This is a genomic window from Flavobacterium weaverense (genome assembly GCF_003688495.1).
GTDB classification, from domain to species: domain Bacteria; phylum Bacteroidota; class Bacteroidia; order Flavobacteriales; family Flavobacteriaceae; genus Flavobacterium; species Flavobacterium weaverense.
This window is the reverse complement of record NZ_REFH01000009.1, coordinates 530,530-550,216: the sequence shown is the minus strand read 5'-3', so window position 1 is coordinate 550,216 and position 19,687 is coordinate 530,530. Positions and strand designations below refer to the sequence as shown.

Genomic DNA, 19,687 nt, shown 5'->3' with positions numbered 1-19,687 from the left:
ATAATGAGTGAAATAAATATCTATAATGACATTAATGAAGTGTTAAGCGCTTTGGCAGAAGCTATTTGTACTAAAGCAAAATTAGCAATAGCAGAAAGGGGACAATTCAACTTTGTTTTAGCAGGCGGTAATTCTCCAAAAAAATTATATGAATTACTAGCATCTGAAAAGTTTAAGAGTAAAATCGATTGGGACAAAACTTTTTTCTTCTTTGGTGATGAACGTTACGTTCCCGAAAATGATCCACAGAGAAATTCTATGATGGTGCAAAAAGCTTTATTCGTACCTTTAAAAATTAAAGATTCTCATGTGTTCAAAGTTGATACTTCAAAAAGTCCCGAAGCAGCAGCATCGAATTACAATGAGTGCATAAAATCGCATTTTGGAGATAAAAAAGTCGAATTCGATTTTGTTCTGTTAGGTCTTGGTGATAATGCACATACAGCATCACTTTTTCCTAATACTACTGTCCTTAAAGAAACAGCCGCCAGTGCTAAGTCCGTTTATGTAGAAGAAGTGAGCATGTGGCGAATTACAATGACTGCTCCACTTATTAATCAAGCGAGAGCTATTGCTTTTTTAGTTTATGGCAAGGACAAAGCGGAGGCAGTTTACCATGTTTTGAAAGATTTAGAAGGTTCAATAAATGAACATCCTGCACGATTAATAAGTACTGATAAAGATAAAACGCAGTGGTATATAGATACTGAAGCCGCATCTAAATTGAATTAACAGAAAAAAATAGTGGTCGCACTTTAAACTATTTTAAATAATAAATAAAAAAATATTCGAATATGTCACCAAAGATTAACCCTACCGAAACCAGTGCTTGGAAAGAATTACATAAACATCAAGCTGAAATGAGTCAAATTCAGATGAAAGATTTATTTATAAACGATCCGCAACGTTTTGACAAAATGTCAATTCAATTTGATACTATCCTTTTTGATTATTCAAAAAATATTATTAATGAAAAGACATTAGAACTATTATTTCAATTAGCAGATGAATCGCAAGTTAAAGTAGCGAGAGCAGCTATGTTTACTGGAGAAAAAATTAATATAAGTGAAAACAGAGCTGTTTTACATACTGCTCTTCGAAATTTTTCTCAAGAATCGATTACTGTAGACGGCAAAGACATTATGCCAGACGTTAGAGAAGCTCGTGAAAAAATGAAATCTTTCTGCAAAAAAGTTCACAACGGAGAATGGAAAGGATATTCTGGTAAAAAAATTAAAAATATTGTAAATATTGGAATTGGAGGCAGTGATCTAGGTCCCGTAATGGTTACCGAAGCACTGAAACCGTATTGGATTGAAGGAATACAAGCTTATTTTGTGTCTAATGTTGATGGAACACAAGTTGTTGAAATATTAAAAAACTTAGATCCAGAGGAAACACTTTTTGCTATTGCATCTAAAACATTTACTACTCAGGAAACCATGACCAACGCTCATACAGCGCGTGATTGGTTTTTAAAATCAGCACAAGATGAAAAGTTTGTTGCCAAACATTTTATAGCACTTTCGACAAACGAAATAGGAGTGAAGGATTTTGGTATCGACGTTGAAAATATGTTTGTTTTTTGGGATTGGGTAGGTGGACGTTACAGCATTTGGAGTAGTATTGGACTTTCCATTGCACTTACTATTGGCTATGATAATTTCGAAAAGTTATTGAAAGGTGCTGAAGCTGCAGACAATCATTTTCAAGAAGAAGATTTTAAAACTAATGTTCCTGTAATCATGGCATTGATAGGGATTTGGTACACCAATTTTTTCGGCGCTGAAACAGAAGCTATTTTACCTTATGATCAATATATGCATCGTTTTCCAGCTTATTTCCAACAAGGAAATATGGAAAGTAACGGTAAGCACGTTGACAGTAATGGGAATGTAGTAAATTACAGCACTGGACCAGTTGTTTGGGGTGAGCCAGGAACTAATGGTCAACATGCTTTTTATCAATTAGTGCATCAGGGAACACATTTGATTCCATGTGATTTTATAGCTCCTGCAATAAGTCATAATCCGGTGGGAGAACATCATCCTATTTTACTATCTAATTTTTTCGCACAAACGGAAGCGCTTATGAATGGTAAAACAGCTGAGCAAGTTGCCAATGAATTAAAAAATTCGAAGATGAGTAAAGCTGAAATTGACGAACTAATTCCTTTTAAAGTTTTTGCAGGAAATAAACCAACTAATTCATTTTTAATTAAAGAAATTACACCATTCTCTTTAGGCCAACTCATAGCACTTTATGAACATAAAATATTTGTTCAGGGAATAATCTGGAATATACTAAGTTTTGATCAATGGGGTGTTGAGTTAGGTAAACAATTGGCTTCAACTGTGCTTCCGGAACTTAAAAACAATGATGTAATAAAGTCGCACGATGCCTCTACAAACGGATTAATTAATGCTTATAAAAACTGGAGATAGTCTATCGAATATACCAATTTTTAAAATTCGATTAAATTTGATTACTTTTAGTAAAAAAAGGATTTTAGACAACTACAATAGTAGTTATCTAAAATCCTTTTTATTTATATTGTGTGCCTCAAATGAAAACATTAAAATCTTCAATATTTTATTACTGTTTTCCCATTTCTTTTAAGATTTTCTCTTTTCTATTATCTCTTTCAGGATCATACGTTTTATACATCGTACTCATTTTTGCTAAATATTTTTCGGGATTTGGAGCTCCTCGATGACACATCACGCAATTAACAACCTGCACTTGTGCCGGTTTTGGATCTGGGAAATGTGGCTGAAAATAAATTTTGTTCAAGTCATTAGTCATTTTGATCATTCCACGAGCAATCTCTTTTTCAATTTTATCATCGCTTGCAAAATCTAATTTTGTTGGATTGTCTTTTTGTGGTGCGTGACAATAATTGCATTTAACACTTAATGCGCTAGTGTATCCATCCATTAAATAATCTAAACTGTCTTTTGAAATGTTTTGCGGAAGTACTTTGAGGTTTTTCCACTTAGTTTGCGGCTGATAACTTTCTTCCTCATTCGTTTTTAATTTAAACGCATAAAGTGTGGTAATTAAAACTAGAAATCCAACACTCATTAATACAGTTAGTAATTTCCTTTTCATAATCCATTGATTTAGAGTTGTTATTATCCCGAATATACAAAAAATAATTGTTTGAAGAACTACTAGTTAGTACTTTAAAAATTACAAATAATGAATTTAATTCCATTATATTGTTTTATTTATAAGCTCTTCCAGTATTTGGGAAGTTCTTCAGGTATTGTCATTTTTGCTACGCCTATACGATTATCTGCCATTCCGTAGTAAACGTCGATACGCTCTGGCTGACCAATATCGTCCCTTCTATCAGTTCCTGTTGGGAAAACTACGTTACCCACTATTCCAATTGTTTCATCATCTAATTCTGGTACTAAAATCGGCTCTGGCGAACGGTAAATTATTTCCTGAGGTGAGTTCTCAGCTAAAACCATAACGCCAGCAGAATAAGTATATCGAGGCCGTTCGTCAGTACATCCACTATGTTTTCTAACACCGTGATAAATCATTAACCAACCGTGTTTCGTTAAAAGAGGAGGTGCACCAGCGCCAATTTTTAAATTTTCCCAGGGATACATGGGTTGCGCTAAACAATAATGAGAAGTAAATTGGGCATGTTCTAAACAAGTTTCTTGGCCTTCTTTCAAATTAAAATAGGAAATCCAGATGCTTTCTCTGTGCTGATCGATTGGTCGATTATCGTCAAGTTTAACAGTTTTTTCAGGAATAGTTTCTGGGAAAAGCGGACGGTGTAGCATCGCAATGGAGGTGTGATTGTGTGGGCTGGGAAGATGCGTCGGGAAAAAACTAGCATCTTTATCATCTACATTATTAAAATCGAGAGGCTTATATAAACTAAAGCAAACCAACCCTAATCGTTCCCAACTCAAAAGATCTTTTGACTTAGCCATTGCAATTCGGGGTCCTTGTGGTCCATAAGCAGTGTACGTCATTATGTAATTCTCAACAGATTTTACATACGTTATTCTTGGGTCTTCACATCCGCCACCGCCATCAGGACGTTTCTCATAATCCATCTCCGGTTCTAATGCAATTCCTAAACGTTCAACTTTAAATGGATCGCCATCAGCATTAAATTTTACTTTAGCTATTCCTATCCTAGAGTAATTATCCTTCGCAACTAATCTTGGAAAAATATATAATTCACCGTCTGGACCACGAGTTACAGCCGGATTTAAAACACCTTCTACTTCATATTCATTTCCTTCTTCGGGTTCCATGATGGTACAAATGCGGTTAAGTTTAAATGGGATCATTGTATTTTGAGTTTTTATATAGTTATAGTTGAACAAGCAATAATTGTTTCTATTATTCTTTTTGTTTCTTCTGGATCTCTTACTTGGATGCATTTGACACCAGTTATTCTCGCGGGATAATCATTTCCTTCTTCAAATAATGCATCACCAATAAATAGCATCTCATTAATATCTATTTTTAAAATTTCTTTAAGTTTTGCAATTCCATACGCTTTATCAATTCCTGGTTTAGTAATATCTATCGAAGTTGTTCCTCCCATTCCTATTGAAAAATCTTTTAATAATTTTTGAAGAGGCAGCACTATTTTCTTGCGCTTTTCAAAATCGCTATCCCACTCTTTTTTTTCTTCAAGAGGTGCTTCCTGCCCCAAAGCAGAAAAAGTGATTTGGCTACCGCGATCTTCAATTTGGTTTCCCCGAGTTTTTTTTATCTCAATACCTGAGTTTTTGATTGCAGCGTTGAGGTTTAAAAGAATTTCTTTTCGCTCATCATCAGAGAATTGCTCTTCGTACAGTTTTATCCATTTCTTATCATATTGATAAAATTTAGTTCCACAAGTAGGAAGTATCGAAAGTTTTGAAAGTAGTGACTTTATAGGTATTTGATCTAAAACCTGTTTTTTAAATTGTGGCCAATCTCCCCCGGATATAATAGCTACTTGAGATATTTCAAGCAGTTCTTGAAAAAGGATTGCCATTTCTTTATCAATTGCAGATTTACTTTTTGCGAGTGTACCGTCTAAGTCAAATATTATTAATTTTTTCATTATAAAATCTTTCTAATTGGTGAGCAGTGGAATAGTGCCTTTTAAATAAACTTTTTATCGGGGATCGCAATTTGGAACAATGTAATTTCAGCTTCAGGATGAAGTTCCAGTTGACCGATAATCGCTGGAATCAACATAACTTCTCCTTTAGCAATATGATATTCCTGATCGTTATAATTCAGACTTCCTTTCCCGTCAATACAAACCAGTACGGCTGGCTCATCTTTAAAGCCAACGGTAAAAGCCTCTCTATTTTTTATTCTCCAAAGTTTAAAATGATCATTGTCAAAAAGTATTTCAGCATTTTTAATAGCTGAATCTACCAATGGAATTACTGGTCCAACTTCACCTTGTTTAAAATCTATGCTTTTCATCGCATTTTCTACCTGAAGCTCTCGTGGCTTCCCAGTTTTCGCATCAACACGATCCCAATCGTACAATCGGAAAGTTGTATCGCTGTTTTCTTGAACTTCAAAAACTACAGTTCCACCAAGGGTATGAACAGTTCCTGAATGTATGAAGATTGCATCTTCTTTTTTAGGGGTAAAACTGTGCAGTCGCTCTGAAACTGTTTTGTCTTTAATAGATTCTAGTAAATTTTCTTTAGTGGTATCTTCTTTTAATCCCGCATAAATAATACTATCATCAATAGTTTCAAGTACAATCCAAGCTTCTGTTTTACCTGTATCGCCTTCTGGTAATAATTCCTTTTGGTTATCAGAAGGATGTACTTGTACAGACAATACTTCTTTACAATCTAGATATTTTAGTAATAATGGAAAACGATCATAATCTAATCCATTCTTGCCCATTATTTCATAGCGATACTCTTCCATTAAGTTTGTGATGCTACTATCTTTTAAATTACCTTCTAGCACTTGGCTTGAATGATCTTTACGGTCGCTCAATATCCAAGCTTCACCTATGGGTTCAGCGGCAGGTAAGGGTTTTGATAATAAATTTTCTAATTTTCGACCTCCCCAAAGTCGGTACTGATATATGGGATCAAATTTTAAAGGATAAATTGGAATTTTCATTTTGCTGTTTTTAAGAGGTCTAGTAGCAGCATTTTTTAAAATAGATATAGATTTTCAGGCTATCATTTTTGTAACTGTAGAATTTCGTCACTTGAAAATGGATGTCTAAAAAAATGCTCCTTAAACTCAAATTTACAAAAAATATAAGCACGTAAATTATAAGGCCTCTGATATGTAACGAATTATAGTAATTGTATAAAGATTTTTATTTGTTCATTTGAAAACGATGGAATGATTGTTAGCAAATAATAAGCGTTGATATAGTTCAAAGTAAAACTATTTAATAATTGATATAAAATTACTTAGAGACCTCTAAATGTCTTTTTGCAACATTTTAAAAGTTTTTTTTCTCACTATACCTTATGATTTTTTTAATTTTTAAAAATTTAAATATGTGTATTTTATAAGCTTATGCATTAACTATATAACACTTACTATATATGAAATCGTTATTTTTACAAATAAGGATGCTTCTTAAATGTCGTGGTTTAATTAAGCCGCTAAAATGAAAAATGCATCAAAACTTTAAAATTAACTGATCTTATATTTCATAAGGAGTTAATTACTTAATAATTTTTAAATACAAAAGTATGTCTACTGAAAAAGCGTTGAACGAAAAGATTTTAAAAATAACTGAAAAAATTAGAGAAAATTATCCTGAGCTATTGAAGCACTTGAATGAACTCACAGAAACGATTCCAGCTAAAGAAGATCCAGAAATAAATTTAGGTAAATACTACGATTCACTAGTGAATTTAGTAAACAAATATGAGGAAAGCCATACTGAAAAGGTGTTGGAATCGGTTAAGGTAAGTGGTGCGACTAGTGCAAATTCAGATTTGATTGAAGAAGTAAATAGTATGTCACTATCTTATAATTATGCTGGTGAAGGAGCTGTTCCAATCCTTTTCCTACACGGATTTCCGTTTGATAAATCAATGTGGAAAGAGCAAATAGACAGTTTGAAAGATTCTTTCTGTACGATAGCAATTGATATTCGAGGATTTGGAAAATCAACAGATGAAGAAACAGACTTAAGTATTGATTTATTCACGGATGACTTAGTGGCATTTATGGATAGAAGGAATATTGAAAAAGCAATTGTTTGCGGATTGTCAATGGGAGGATATATTGCTTTGAATGCTGTAAAAAGATTTCCCGAGCGTTTTGAAGCTTTAATTTTAGCCGATACGCAATGTATATCTGATAGCGCTGAAGCGAAAGAAAAACGTATGAAAACAGTTCAAGAGATCAAGCAGAATGGAGCAACTGAGTTTAATGAGAAGTTTATAAAAAGCGTTTTTCACCCTGATTCATTACAAAATAAAACTGAATTAGTCGACCGCTTACGCGAAGTAGTCTTTGCTAATTCAACTAGAATTATTACTGCTGGTTTAACTGCTTTAGCGGAAAGACCTGACAGTTGTTCCTCTTTAAGAACTATAACGATTCCAACACTAATTATTTGTGGTGCACAAGATGAATTGACACTTGTTGCGCAGTCTCAATTTATGCATGAAAATATTAAAGGTTCTGTTCTACAAGTTATTCAAAGTGCAGGACACGTTTCCAACTTGGAACAACCAGAAGAATTTAATAAGTATTTGCATGAGTTCTTAAATAAGGTAAAAGATAATAGAGTTGATTAAGCTACTTTGAATCTCAATTTATAATAAAACCCAACTATTTAAAATTTAATTAGTTGGGTTTTGCTTTTTGAATGACATTTGATTTAATGATGATTAGTTTTCAAAGAAATAATCATTAGAATGTAATGAAAATTTGCGCTGTTTTGATCTTATGGTTAACGTCGAAATTTAAAGAGAAGTAAAACATGATTATAACCATTGTTATTGAAGGACAATAAGAAAGAGGAATTTTAGCCTCTTGTAATCGCTCTACTCATTATATGATAACTTCATAGTGTTAACGGCATGTAAGTGGTTCCAGCTTGTCCGCCGTGGAGGATTCAAACGCGGGTTCAATGCTGGCTTTTCAAGCCCAGCGAACGCTTAGCTGTTAGCGGTTCGGCAGTTTATTTAAACCATATATCCATTCTAAAATCTTTAAATTGTCCATTTCAAATTTAATTATTTTTTAAAATCTATATCCTAATTGAATACCAAATCTTGCAACTTGGTCGTGGTCAGTTTTATCTGCATTAAATAAAAGTTTTCCCAAACCAGCATTAACTTCAATAATTAATCCGCGTTTGGTAACCCATTTACTGCCTAAACCTAAACCAATAGAATAATCAATTACGTCAGAACCTTTAGTATATGTTAAATTATCGCTTGTATCATATATTCTTTTTCCATCAATTGAACTTAACATTCCAAAACCTTCTAAAAAAAAACCTGCAGCATATTTTTTACCAAAGTATCTTCTGTAATTTTGTGAAATCATGTAATTTGTATCTTCATTTGAATTTTTGTTATTAAATACATATAAAGTGGTTATACCTACTGACGATTTATTATTTAAGATTCTTTCATATGTGGCTTCAAAAGTTCCAGACAAAGGTGATATTATATTTAATTTTATCTCATCTTTTTTTTCGGTTTCTAAGTCACTAGTTTGTGCATTAGTAAAGAAAAACGAAAATAAAATCGCAATAATTAAGTACTTTTTTTTCATGAGATAAGTTTGATTTTTTTAAGCAAATCTATTATAATTTATTTAAAAAGAATGTTAATAAATTTATGATTCAAGTTAAAATTCATGCAATTTTTGTAATTAAATGATTTTGTAATCAATGCTTTTTCCCCGTTCCAACTCTGCTGACCGCTAACTTATATGTATCACTTTAGAATACATATACACCAAAATCTAGGTAGATAATTATAGAATGTTGCTATATATTTTATTTCAAATTTATATTCACGCAATTATACCATAACAAGAATGTTGTCAGGCGTTTAAACAAAAAACGTCATTTAAAACAATTTTTAAATGACATTTTTGATTATCAAAAAAATAAAATTTAAATTATCTCTTCTGCAAATTCTTTACTTTCACATGATATATTGATTTTCTGTTGTTTCAATTTTCGACGATTTTTGGTAGGATTGCTTGTAAAGTCTTGGCGCTTGGCGAGGTTGGCGACTTTCAAAGCCGAGTATTTTCGGCTTAACGTAAATGCAGTAAAAAGACGCTAATTCCACTAAATCCCCAATCTTGGCAAACGGCTGTTAGCGGCAGTGTTTCTATTTAATAAATTGGTTTATTGTTTAAAGCCGAATTGACAACATTAAAATTAAATCCAAATTTAACGCAAGTTTCAGAAACTAAATCTGAAAACCATTTTGGTGAATCTGGGGAAACAAAAATATTTTCAACGAGGTCATTTAGGTTTATTTTAATTTTACAACCGCCATTTTGCAAGTCTATTTCTTTAATATTAGAAGGAGCTTCTACTGGTATTAATGCTCTAAGTTCATTTTCGTGGGAAAAACTTTTTCTTTTATGAACGAAGGGTGAAAATGTATTTTCAAAAATTATATCATCATTTTCATAATCAATATAATTTACAGTCCCAATAAAGAAGTCAAATTTAGATTTTTTTAGTACTTTATTTAATTTTTTAAAATTAGATTGAATTGCTATTCCTTCATTAGATTTCAAATATAATTTCCACATTGCTGCAGATTCATTGTCGTTCATATGCCAACAATTCACACCAAAATCTTGTCTGCCTTTTTTTAGAAATTCACTGTATTTTTGGACATCTTGATAATTATCAACTACTTCACCATCTATAATTTCTTGTCTAAATGCAACTTTTCTCGAATAGTATGTTTTTAGTGGCACAGAACCTTCAAAAATATCTTCAAATTTATCAACTCTTGTAAAGTATAAAGATTCTGAATTCAACAAATCAATAAATTTAGTAAAGTCAACATATCTCCAAATTTTTTGATTTTGATTTTGCGGATTTAAAAATGAAGAATGTTTAAGTATCATTTAATTGAATTTTAATGCAATGTAATTTCTGTTTTTTGGCAACATTACCGCTAACTTATATATATATATATATGACCTTATCATACATATACACCCAAATCTGGGTAGATAAATATGACGAGCTCACACATTATTTTATTTCAAATATATAAAATAATTTCCTACATATTTAGATTTTTGAAATCATAGAATCAGAAAAATGTTATCACGCGTACAAAAAAAAGCGGCATTTAAAACAATTTTTAAATGCCGTTTTTGGTTATCAAAAAATAAAATTTAAATTATCTCTTCTACAAATTCTTTGATTTTTCCAGTTCCATTTTGGGTTAGATGTTTGATAAAAGCACTTCCTATAATGGCGCCTTTAGCATAGTGTGTGGCTTGGTTAAAGGTTTCTTTATCACTTATTCCAAATCCAATTACTTGTGGGTTGTTCAAGTTCATGTCAGCTATGCGTTTGAAATAATCAGCTTGTTCCGCACCAAAACCTGTTTGTGATCCTGTTACACTTGCTGAACTTACCATATAAATAAATCCATCAGAAACGCTGTCAATAAAGTTAATGCGCTCTACAGAAGTTTGTGGTGTGATTAGAAATATATTTTTTAATCCGTACTTTTCAAAAGTTGCTTTGTATTCATCAGCATACACGTCTACAGGAAGATCAGGAATGATTAATCCATCGATACCAACTTCTGCACATTTCTGGCAAAAATTTTCGATTCCGTATTGTAACATCGGATTGAAATATCCCATAATCACTAAAGGAATAGTAACTGTTTTTCGAACGTCTTTTAGTTGGTCAAATAAAACCTGAGTGGTCATTCCGTTGTGCAATGCTTGTGTTGAACTTGCTTGAATAGTTGGTCCATCTGCTAATGGATCACTGAAAGGCAAACCAATTTCGATCATATCGACACCATTTTTTTCTAAATCTTGAATGATTTGGACAGTATCATTTAAATTAGGATATCCAGCAGAGAAATAGATGGAAAATATCTTTTTAGCTTCTTGTAATTTTTTATTTATTCTGTTCATTTTATATTTTTTTCTACTCTTTTACCAATTTTTGCATTAGTAGGTTTTAAAGAGAATTTATTTGTTTAAAATAATCAAGTTTTTGAAAACTATTTAAGTTGTTTTATGGGGTTTGCGTAAGGGATTGCAGTGTAAATCCTTTTCCTTTTTTTTTTAAAAGGAAAAGATTGCAACGGAAAGCCCGCCCGCCGCTGTAACGCTAGTAAAAGCGGGGAAACGCCCAAAAAAATCTTTTATAATTTAAAATAATCGATATAGGTATTCAAATCTTTATCGCCACGGCCGGAAAGATTGATCACAACTATGTCTTCAGGTTTAAATTTCATTTCGTCAAGAATAGCAAAGGCATGCGCGCTTTCTATAGCGGGAATTAATCCTTCCATTTTAGACAATTTAATTCCCCATTGCATGGCTTGATCATCAGTAATAGAAACAAATTGGGCTCTTCCTGTAGCGAACAAATGCGCATGCATAGGGCCAACTCCTGGATAATCTAATCCTGCAGAAATAGAGTAGGGTTCTGTGATTTGTCCATCAGTAGTTTGCATCAACAATGTTTTACTACCGTGAATAACTCCTACTTTTCCTAAAGCTGATGTAGCAGCACTTTCGCCAGAGTGAACGCCTAAACCGGCAGCTTCGACAGCAATTATATTCACGTCTTCATTATCAAGAAAGTGGTAATAGGTTCCGGCAGCATTACTACCACCACCAACGCAAGCAACCAGATAATCCGGATTTTCGCGGCCTTCTTTCTCTAATAATTGTCCTTTGATTTCTTTAGAAATTACACTTTGAAAACGCGCTACCATGTCTGGATACGGATGCGGTCCCACAACGGAGCCAATGATGTAATAGGTGTCAACGGGATTATTAATCCAATCGCGAATGGCTTCATTAGTAGCATCTTTTAAAGTTTTAGATCCTGACATTGCGGGACGAACCTCGGCGCCCAACATTTTCATACGTGCTACGTTTGGCGCTTGACGCTTAATATCGACTTCACCCATGTATACGATGCATTCTAATCCCATAAGTGCGCAAACAGTAGCGGTTGCAACACCGTGCTGTCCTGCACCAGTTTCAGCAATGATTCTGGTTTTACCTAATCGTTTTGCTAGCAGGATTTGGCCAATTGTATTATTGACTTTGTGCGCTCCCGTATGACATAAATCTTCTCTTTTTAGATAGATTTTAGTGTTATATTCTTCTGATAAGCGCTTTGCAAAATAAAGTGGAGTTGGTCGTCCAACATATTCTTTTAGCAAAGCATCAAATTCAGCTTGGAATTCAGGTTCTGCTGTTATTTTTAAATAGTTTTGGCGTAGTTCTTCGACATTTGGGTATAACATTTCAGGAATGAAGGCGCCTCCAAATTCTCCGTAATAGCCTTTTTCGTTTACGTGGTATGACATGATTTTTTCTTTTTATTGTTCTATATTTGAGATACGAATGATCGCATCTTTACATAATTCTACATTCTTTAATCCGGGTTCTAGTTCAAATTTGCTATTGACGTCAATGGCGTGAATAGGTAATTTTGTTTTCAATATTTCTTGTACGCTTTCTAATTCGTCAATTCCTATTCCGCCACTTAAAAAAAATGGTTTAGTAGAGGGATATTTTTCCAATACTTTCCAGTCGAACGTTGTTCCGTTTCCTCCCGGTAGTTTTCCTTTAGTGTCAAAAAGGAAATAATCGCAAACGGTTTCGAAAGGTTTTAAAAGTTCAAAATCAAAGCTATCTTCAACTGAAAACACTTTTATAATTTCGATTTTATTATGTATTTTATTTTGTAAATCAGAACAAAATTCAACAGACTCTGATCCGTGCAATTGAATGGCTTGCAAATTGTGTTTTGCGACTTTCGCCAAAATTTCGTCTATAGTTTCATTTACAAAAACTCCAGTTTTCTTAATAGATTTGGGCAAAACTGGAATGATACCATCAAAATACCGACTTGATTTTTCCCAAAATATAAATCCCATGTAATCGGGTAGAAGCGATGCTACTTCAAGTATATTTTCAGGATATTTCATGCCGCAGATTTTGATCCCAAATCCCCCCGTCCCCCGAAGGGGGAGTTGTTGCGGCGGATTTGTACCGCAATTTTTATTGTTATTATTTTTTGAAAATGATTGCATACCAAAATTTATTTATCTGTTGCTAGTTCCCCCTTCGTAGGTTAGGGGGATTAAATTTTACTAATAAACTCTTTGGCTGCTTTTCCAGCATTATCCGTTTTCATAAAATTTTCTCCAATTAAGAAACCTTTGTATCCATATGGCTTTAATTCGGTTATTGCTTCAATTGACGAGATGCCACTCTCTGATACTTTTACGAAATCATCTGGAATTTGTGCCGCTAATTGTTTGCTGAAATCTAGACTAACTTCAAATGTTTTTAGGTTCCTGTTATTTACGCCAATCATATCAAGTGTAGGCATTATCGATTTTTCTAATTCCTCTTGATTGTGCACTTCTAATAAAACTTCAAGATTTAGACTTTTAGCAAATTCAGATAGCGATTTTATTTCTTCACGAGTTAAAACTGCAGCAATTAGTAAAATTAAATCAGCGCCATGTGCTTTTGCTTCCAGTATTTGGTATTCATCAACAATGAATTCTTTACGCAATAACGGAACATTTACTGTGGCTCTTGCCAAAAGTAAATCGTCTAGAGAACCTCCAAAATATTTTCCATCTGTTAAAACTGAAATTCCGCAAGCACCAGCTTCTTCATATCCTTTGACCACTTCTTCGACCGTAAAACTATAATTGATTTCTGCCTTAGAAGGAGAGCGACGTTTGTGCTCCGCAATAATTCCTGATGTGCTATTTTTTAAACTTTTACTCAAAGAAATAGTCTTTTTTTCGAAGAAAATAGATGCTTCCAATTGAGTAATTGGAATGATTGATTTCTTGAGAATGACTTCCCTTTTTTTGTCGATAATTATTTTGTCAAGTATATTCATATTTGTTTTTACTGCTAAGGAATTCTTTTAATCTTTCTTTTGCCACTAATGGGTAAAGGCACCAATTTTTTTATTCTGTTTTAATCTGTGTAATCTGTGTAATCTGTGTTCAAATTTTTATACTGCAAGCACTTAGATTCTTAATTTATATTTATCTACTCAATTCTTGTAATTTCTTCAAAGATAAAAGTCCTTTTCCAGACAATAAACTCTCTTTTGCTATTTGAAATCCTTCTAAAGGAGTACATTTTGTCACCGTAGCAATCGCCATTCCGGCATTGGCACAAACCACGTTATTTTGTGCTTCAGTTCCTTTGCCAGAAATAATATCAATAAACATTTGCGCAGATTCATCAATAGTAGTTCCACCTTCTATCTGGCTTTGCGTCAAAAGTGAAACACCAAAATCCTCTGGATTCAGCATACCTTCTCGATTGCTAGTAATCATCTTTGTTGGTCCAGTAAGTGAAACCTCATCATAACCATCAAGCGAATGTAAAATGGTAAAATTTGTGTTTGTGTTTTGGTACAAATACGCATACATTCTTGCCAATTCTAAATTGAAAACACCTACTAATTGGTTTTGAGGAAAGGATGGATTTACCATTGGACCAACCATATTGAAAAAGGTTTTTACCGCTAATTCTTTTCTAATCGGACCCACGTTTTTCATCGCGGGATGGAATAAAGGAGCGTGCAAAATTGCAATTCCAGCTTGGTCAATACTACGCTCTAAAAAATCAGATTCATTACTAAATTTAATTCCTAGTTTTTCCATCACATTACTAGATCCTGAAATCGAAGAAAGACCGTAATTACCATGTTTTGCAACTTTAATTCCAGCTCCTGCAGCAACAAAAGACGCTAAAGTAGATATGTTGAAGGTATCTTTTCCGTCTCCACCAGTTCCACATAAATCCAAAGTATTGTATGCTGATAAATCAATTCGAATACACAAATCTAGTAAAGCCTCACGAAAGCCCGAAAGTTCGTCGATGCTAACGCTTCTCATCATATAAACAGTCAAGAATGAAGCAATCTGGCTGGTATTGTAACTTCCGTTGGAAATATTAACTAATACATTCTTAGCTTCTTCCTTTGAAAGTGTCTCGTGATTAATTAATCTATTTAATATATTTTTCATTTTATTTTTTTGTAGAAGCTTTTATACTTGAATTTAGTTCCTCAAGGCTTCAGTTTTTATTCTCTTTTGTATTGTCTTAATCTAGGATTTCACCCAGTTTTCCAATATTTTTTTACCATTAGGTGTTAAAACACTTTCGGGATGAAATTGAACACCACGCACATCATACGTTTTGTGACGCAAGGACATAACCTGACCGTTTTCGTCGAAAGAAGTTGCTTCAAGAGAATCTGGCAAGTCAGTGTTTACTACCCAAGAATGATATCGACCAACTTCAAATTCGTTTCCTAATCCTTCAAATAAAAGTTCATCATCTACAACGGTTTTTACCATAGTCGCCACACCGTGGTAAACAGTATCTAAGTTAGAAAGCGTTCCACCAAAGACTTCTCCAATTGCTTGTTGTCCTAAACAAACTCCAAAAATACTTTTTGTCGATGCGTACGTTCTAATTACTTCTTTGAGTAATCCTGCTTCGTCTGGAATTCCAGGACCTGGAGATAATAGGATTTTATCAAAAGCTGCTATTTCTTCGATATCAAATTCATCATTCCTATAAACAGTTACTTCGCAATCTAAATCCTCTAGATAATGCACTAAATTGTAAGTGAAACTATCGTAATTGTCTATGACTAATATTTTTCCCCTAGCCCCCGAAGGAAGAACTGTTGGAGTAGTTGTATTTTTATTTTCCATTTTAAATTTTTTAGTCTCGTCTCCCTCACTTTCGGGGAGAGATGGGTAGGGATTTATATTGTTTCTGCTAAATCTAAAGCCGCATTCAAGGCTCTTAACTTATTGTACACTTCTTGCATTTCACTTTCTTCATCAGAACTTGCTACTATTCCAGCGCCAGCTTGCGAATGCAATTGATGATTTTTACTGAGGAAAGTTCGTATCATAATAGCGTGATTAAAATTACCTTCAAAATCCATGAAGCCAATTGCACCTCCATAAAAATTACGATTTGTTTTTTCGTATTCTTCGATTAATTGCATGGCACGATGTTTAGGTGCTCCACTTAATGTTCCTGCTGGGAAAGTATCGGCAACCACTTGCATCGTAGTGGCTTTTTCATGTAAATGACCAGTTACTTTTGAAACTAAATGAATTACATGTGAGAAAAATTGAACTTCTCGATATTTCTCAACGTTTACATCGTGACCGTTGCGGCTCAAATCATTTCTGGCCAAATCAACCAGCATGACATGTTCGCTATTTTCTTTTTTGTCTTCCGATAATTGTTTGGCAAGGACAGCATCTTGTTCGTCATCACCTGTTCTTTTGAAAGTTCCTGCAATAGGATGAATCTCCGCTTTACGATCTTTTACAATAATTTGAGCTTCGGGTGAGGAACCAAATATTTTAAAATCACCATAATCAAAAAAGAATAGGTAAGGAGAAGGATTTATGCTTCTTAACGCGCGATACACATTGAATTCATCTCCTTTAAATCCTTGGGTGAATCTTCTTGATAAAACTAATTGAAAAACGTCTCCTCTAAAACAGTGCTTTTTGGCCAAAGCCACATTGTGCTTGAATTCATCGTCGGTTAGATTAGAAAAACCTTCTCCTTCTTTTGAAAATTTATAAGATGCAATATTTCTAGATTGCAGTAGTTGTTCAATTTCAGAAATGTTATTCTTGCCGTCTAAACTATGACAGAATATATATGCCTCATTTTTAAAATGATTGATAGCAATAATATTTTGGTAAACTGCATAATAAATATCTGGAATTGTATTGCTATTTTCTTTTTTGGCAATAGCCACTTTTTCAAAATAACGAACGGCATCGTAAGAGATGTATCCAAATAATCCATTATTTATAAACTTAAAATCATTTTTTTCTGATTTAAATTGTTGTGAAAACTCCTGAATTATTGCTGGGATATTAGTAGTAGCGTTTACCGTAATTTTCTCTGCAGTTCCATCAGGATAATTCTTAAAGATAATTTCGTTTTCTATTTTTATGGAAGCAATAGGATTGCAACAGATGTAAGAGAAACTATTATCATTTCCACGATAATCACTGCTTTCAAGTAATAAGCTATTTGGGAATTTATCTCTAATCTTAAGATAAACACTGACAGGCGTAATGGTGTCAGCTAGTATTTGTTTGTATTTTGTATTTAGTAAAAAAGATTTCATCTTGTTGTTATTTTAATCTGATAACGTTTAGTTATCGCTGCTAATTAATTTGAGTTTAAAACAAAAAAAAGGCCTGTCGTGATGACAAGCCTTTTATATTTATAGTTTTAATTAATACTATAGGAGCTTAGTTCACGACGACTGACGTAAATTGTTCCACCACCAAGTATTGTTTAAAATTGTGTTCATGTTTTTTATTGTTGCAACAAATGTATAAATGTAATTTGGTTTTTCAAAAGCATTTAGCGTTAAAATATTTTTAATTTTTAATTATTTTGTTAAATAAAAAATTTAAAGTGTTCACTAATAACCATAAATCCTATTTAGTACTTAAGCAATTATGTAAATTTAGAATTTTAAAGAAACTGCTAAATCAAAATTATCACTGATTGCTTTATCTCCTAAATTGTCAAAGAAACTTCCTGAACCATATTTAATGTCATATTTAGTTCTGTCAATTTTTACATTAGCTACAGCTGAATTCGATGTTGTTGCAAGATCAAATGTAACTGGCTTAGTAATGTTTTTGATTGTTAAATCAGCAGTTACAGTATATAAATTTGACGCTTTGTTTACTACATTTTTGAACATTAAAGAAGCAGTAGCAAATTTGTCAGTACCAAAAAAGTCATCTGCTTTCAGGTGTCCTTCTAACTTTTCTTTTCCTTGTCCTGCTTTCAAATCTGTTACGACCATTGAATTCATATCAACATTAAATGCACCACCTACTAATGCTTTTCCTTTGTAAACTAAAGTACCATCTTTAAGGTTAACAGTTCCTTCATGCTGTCCTGTTACTTTTTTTCCAATCCAATTAATTGAACTTTTTGAAGCATCCACTTTTTTAGTTTGTGCTGTTACTGAGATAGTTGATAAAACTACTAATACTGCTAATGCGATCGATTTAAAATTTTTCATTCTTTTTTTTTGTTTAAATTTAAGATTAATAATTATAGTGTGATAAATAATTCTTCGTTTGACTTTCTAACTTTTGCAAAATGCTGCGTCGCATCTTCTATATGTCGGTATCCAAGTGTCGCTAATAAAGTTGCATTATAACCTAATTTGTCTAAACCAGTGATTTCATTGACTTGCTCTGCTTTAAAACCTTCCATAGGAGTGACATCAATTTTTAGTTCAGCTGCAGCATTTAAAAGATTACCAAGTGCTAAATACGTTTGTTTTGCTGACCAGTTATTTCGTTCCTCTTGAGTAAAAGCCGCAATAGTAGCTTTCATAAAATTCATATAACCAGACATACTTTCCATTGTAACGTTTCTAATTTCACTTACGTTTTTAAAATAGCTATCGATGCCTTCTGGACCAAAATTAACGTCGTTTGCAAATATCATGAGATGTGATGCTTCAACAATCTGTGATTGTCCCCACGCTGCTTGCTGCAATGAAGTTTTTAAATCAGGATTTTCAACAATTATAATCTTGTACGGTTGCAAACCATAAGAAGAGGTGCTCAAGCGGACTGCTTCTTTTAAGATGTCGATATCTTGCGATTCTATTTTCTTGCTGCTATCAAATTTTTTAGTAGCGTATCTCCAATTCTGGTTTTCTATAAAACTATTCATCTAGTACGTATTCTTTATTGATTTCTATATTTCTCTAACAAATGGTTTAATTGGGTAATTTCTTGTTCGCTTAGATTTTGTGATAATGTCGCTTCATGGTTAATCACTCTAGGATCCAGTTCTGCTAAAACGTCTAATCCTTTTTGAGTGATAAGAACTTCTATTTTTCTTCTGTTTTCAGAGCAAACTTTGCGAGTAACTAAATCCTTTAAAAGAAGTTTATCAACTAATCTAGTTGTATTACTTGTTTTTGCAACCATTCGATCTTGAATCATTGACATATTTGCTGGGTTTCCTTTTTGGCCTCTTAAAATACGAAGTACATTATATTGCTCGCCAGAGATGTCAAAAGGTTTTAAAACCAAATTAAAATTCTCTGCGATCATGCTTTGTGTGTATAAGATGTTCAGGATAATTTTTTTCGAATTATCCATTGGTACCGTTGATTTTAATATATCTTCAATTTTCATATTTGGTTATACGTCATTTGTTGGTACAAATGTAACGCTTTTTTTATTTGTATATACAAATGTATTTAATTTTTTGTAGATTTATTTCTACAGTCCTACTAAATAGAAGTTTTACTTAATAAATGACGATTTAAATATTTACTTATTACTTTCTCCTTATTGCAAGAACTAAGCCGAATTTTCCCAATGAATGAATGAGAATATCTCATAAAATAGAGATAAAGAAACTGATTGCTATT

The 19,687-nt window shown here is 32.9% G+C and carries 19 protein-coding genes; 3 read left to right on the top strand and 16 right to left on the bottom strand.

What is annotated here, in order from left to right; genetic code table 11:
- Nucleotides 1–3 precede the first annotated feature (3 nt).
- Together pgl and pgi are read left to right on the top strand one after the other, a co-directional pair.
- The gene (gene pgl, locus BC961_RS09095; protein ID WP_121925701.1) at nt 4–732 is read left to right on the top strand and encodes a 6-phosphogluconolactonase; all 729 of its coding nucleotides are present in this window, start codon (nt 4–6) and stop codon (nt 730–732) included.
- A 62-nt stretch (nt 733–794) separates the two neighbouring features.
- Nucleotides 795–2,444 (top strand): glucose-6-phosphate isomerase, encoded by a 1,650-nt coding sequence (gene pgi / locus BC961_RS09090; protein WP_121925527.1) that lies wholly within the window; start codon nt 795–797, stop codon nt 2,442–2,444.
- Nucleotides 2,445–2,595: 151 nt separating this feature from the next.
- Here pgi and BC961_RS09085 read toward each other — a convergent pair whose 3' ends face one another.
- The 4 genes from BC961_RS09085 to BC961_RS09070 form a co-directional block, all read right to left on the bottom strand.
- Nucleotides 2,596–3,111 carry a c-type cytochrome gene (locus BC961_RS09085; protein WP_121925526.1) on the bottom strand — a complete coding sequence of 172 codons (516 nt, stop codon included), beginning with the start codon at nt 3,109–3,111 and terminating at the stop codon, nt 2,596–2,598.
- A gap of 119 nt (nt 3,112–3,230) precedes the next feature.
- Nucleotides 3,231–4,322, bottom strand: a complete 1,092-nt coding sequence (locus BC961_RS09080; protein ID WP_121925525.1) for a glycoside hydrolase family 130 protein — start codon at nt 4,320–4,322, stop codon at nt 3,231–3,233.
- A gap of 14 nt (nt 4,323–4,336) precedes the next feature.
- Nucleotides 4,337–5,089 carry an HAD-IIB family hydrolase gene (locus tag BC961_RS09075; RefSeq protein ID WP_121925524.1) on the bottom strand — a complete coding sequence of 251 codons (753 nt, stop codon included), beginning with the start codon at nt 5,087–5,089 and terminating at the stop codon, nt 4,337–4,339.
- A gap of 41 nt (nt 5,090–5,130) precedes the next feature.
- Nucleotides 5,131–6,126 (bottom strand): type I phosphomannose isomerase catalytic subunit, encoded by a 996-nt coding sequence (locus BC961_RS09070; RefSeq protein WP_121925523.1) that lies wholly within the window; start codon nt 6,124–6,126, stop codon nt 5,131–5,133.
- Nucleotides 6,127–6,716: 590 nt separating this feature from the next.
- Between BC961_RS09070 and BC961_RS09065 the strand changes: the two genes are divergently transcribed.
- A complete protein-coding gene (locus BC961_RS09065) occupies nt 6,717–7,775 on the top strand; it encodes an alpha/beta fold hydrolase (protein WP_211331312.1) in 1,059 nt (352 codons plus the stop codon).
- Between the two features lie 448 nt (nt 7,776–8,223).
- On the opposite strand, the gene BC961_RS09060 is transcribed toward BC961_RS09065, so the two are convergent.
- The 12 genes from BC961_RS09060 to BC961_RS09005 form a co-directional block, all read right to left on the bottom strand.
- Complete coding sequence (locus BC961_RS09060; protein WP_121925522.1) at nt 8,224–8,763, bottom strand: DUF3575 domain-containing protein; 540 nt, start codon at nt 8,761–8,763, stop codon at nt 8,224–8,226.
- A 573-nt stretch (nt 8,764–9,336) separates the two neighbouring features.
- Nucleotides 9,337–10,089 carry a DUF2971 domain-containing protein gene (locus BC961_RS09055; RefSeq protein ID WP_121925521.1) on the bottom strand — a complete coding sequence of 251 codons (753 nt, stop codon included), beginning with the start codon at nt 10,087–10,089 and terminating at the stop codon, nt 9,337–9,339.
- Between the two features lie 276 nt (nt 10,090–10,365).
- Nucleotides 10,366–11,127, bottom strand: coding sequence for a tryptophan synthase subunit alpha (gene trpA / locus BC961_RS09050; protein ID WP_121925520.1), 762 nt, complete (start codon nt 11,125–11,127; stop codon nt 10,366–10,368).
- 233 nt (nt 11,128–11,360) lie between these two features.
- Nucleotides 11,361–12,542 (bottom strand): tryptophan synthase subunit beta, encoded by a 1,182-nt coding sequence (gene trpB / locus BC961_RS09045; RefSeq protein ID WP_121925519.1) that lies wholly within the window; start codon nt 12,540–12,542, stop codon nt 11,361–11,363.
- Nucleotides 12,543–12,554: 12 nt separating this feature from the next.
- On the bottom strand, nt 12,555–13,166 hold the full coding sequence (locus BC961_RS09040; protein ID WP_121925518.1) for a phosphoribosylanthranilate isomerase: 612 nt from the start codon (nt 13,164–13,166) through the stop codon (nt 12,555–12,557).
- Between the two features lie 155 nt (nt 13,167–13,321).
- Nucleotides 13,322–14,101, bottom strand: a complete 780-nt coding sequence (gene trpC / locus BC961_RS09035; protein ID WP_121925517.1) for an indole-3-glycerol phosphate synthase TrpC — start codon at nt 14,099–14,101, stop codon at nt 13,322–13,324.
- Nucleotides 14,102–14,252: 151 nt separating this feature from the next.
- A complete protein-coding gene (gene trpD / locus BC961_RS09030) occupies nt 14,253–15,245 on the bottom strand; it encodes an anthranilate phosphoribosyltransferase (protein ID WP_121925516.1) in 993 nt (330 codons plus the stop codon).
- A gap of 81 nt (nt 15,246–15,326) precedes the next feature.
- Complete coding sequence (locus BC961_RS09025) at nt 15,327–15,941, bottom strand: anthranilate synthase component II (RefSeq protein WP_121925515.1); 615 nt, start codon at nt 15,939–15,941, stop codon at nt 15,327–15,329.
- Nucleotides 15,942–15,994: 53 nt separating this feature from the next.
- A complete protein-coding gene (locus tag BC961_RS09020; RefSeq protein WP_121925514.1) occupies nt 15,995–17,395 on the bottom strand; it encodes an anthranilate synthase component I family protein in 1,401 nt (466 codons plus the stop codon).
- A gap of 348 nt (nt 17,396–17,743) precedes the next feature.
- Complete coding sequence (locus BC961_RS09015; protein ID WP_121925513.1) at nt 17,744–18,313, bottom strand: YceI family protein; 570 nt, start codon at nt 18,311–18,313, stop codon at nt 17,744–17,746.
- A 32-nt stretch (nt 18,314–18,345) separates the two neighbouring features.
- On the bottom strand, nt 18,346–18,978 hold the full coding sequence (locus BC961_RS09010; RefSeq protein WP_121925512.1) for an NAD(P)H-dependent oxidoreductase: 633 nt from the start codon (nt 18,976–18,978) through the stop codon (nt 18,346–18,348).
- Nucleotides 18,979–18,992: 14 nt separating this feature from the next.
- The gene (locus BC961_RS09005) at nt 18,993–19,448 is read right to left on the bottom strand and encodes a MarR family winged helix-turn-helix transcriptional regulator (protein WP_121925511.1); all 456 of its coding nucleotides are present in this window, start codon (nt 19,446–19,448) and stop codon (nt 18,993–18,995) included.
- Nucleotides 19,449–19,687: the final 239 nt, after the last annotated feature.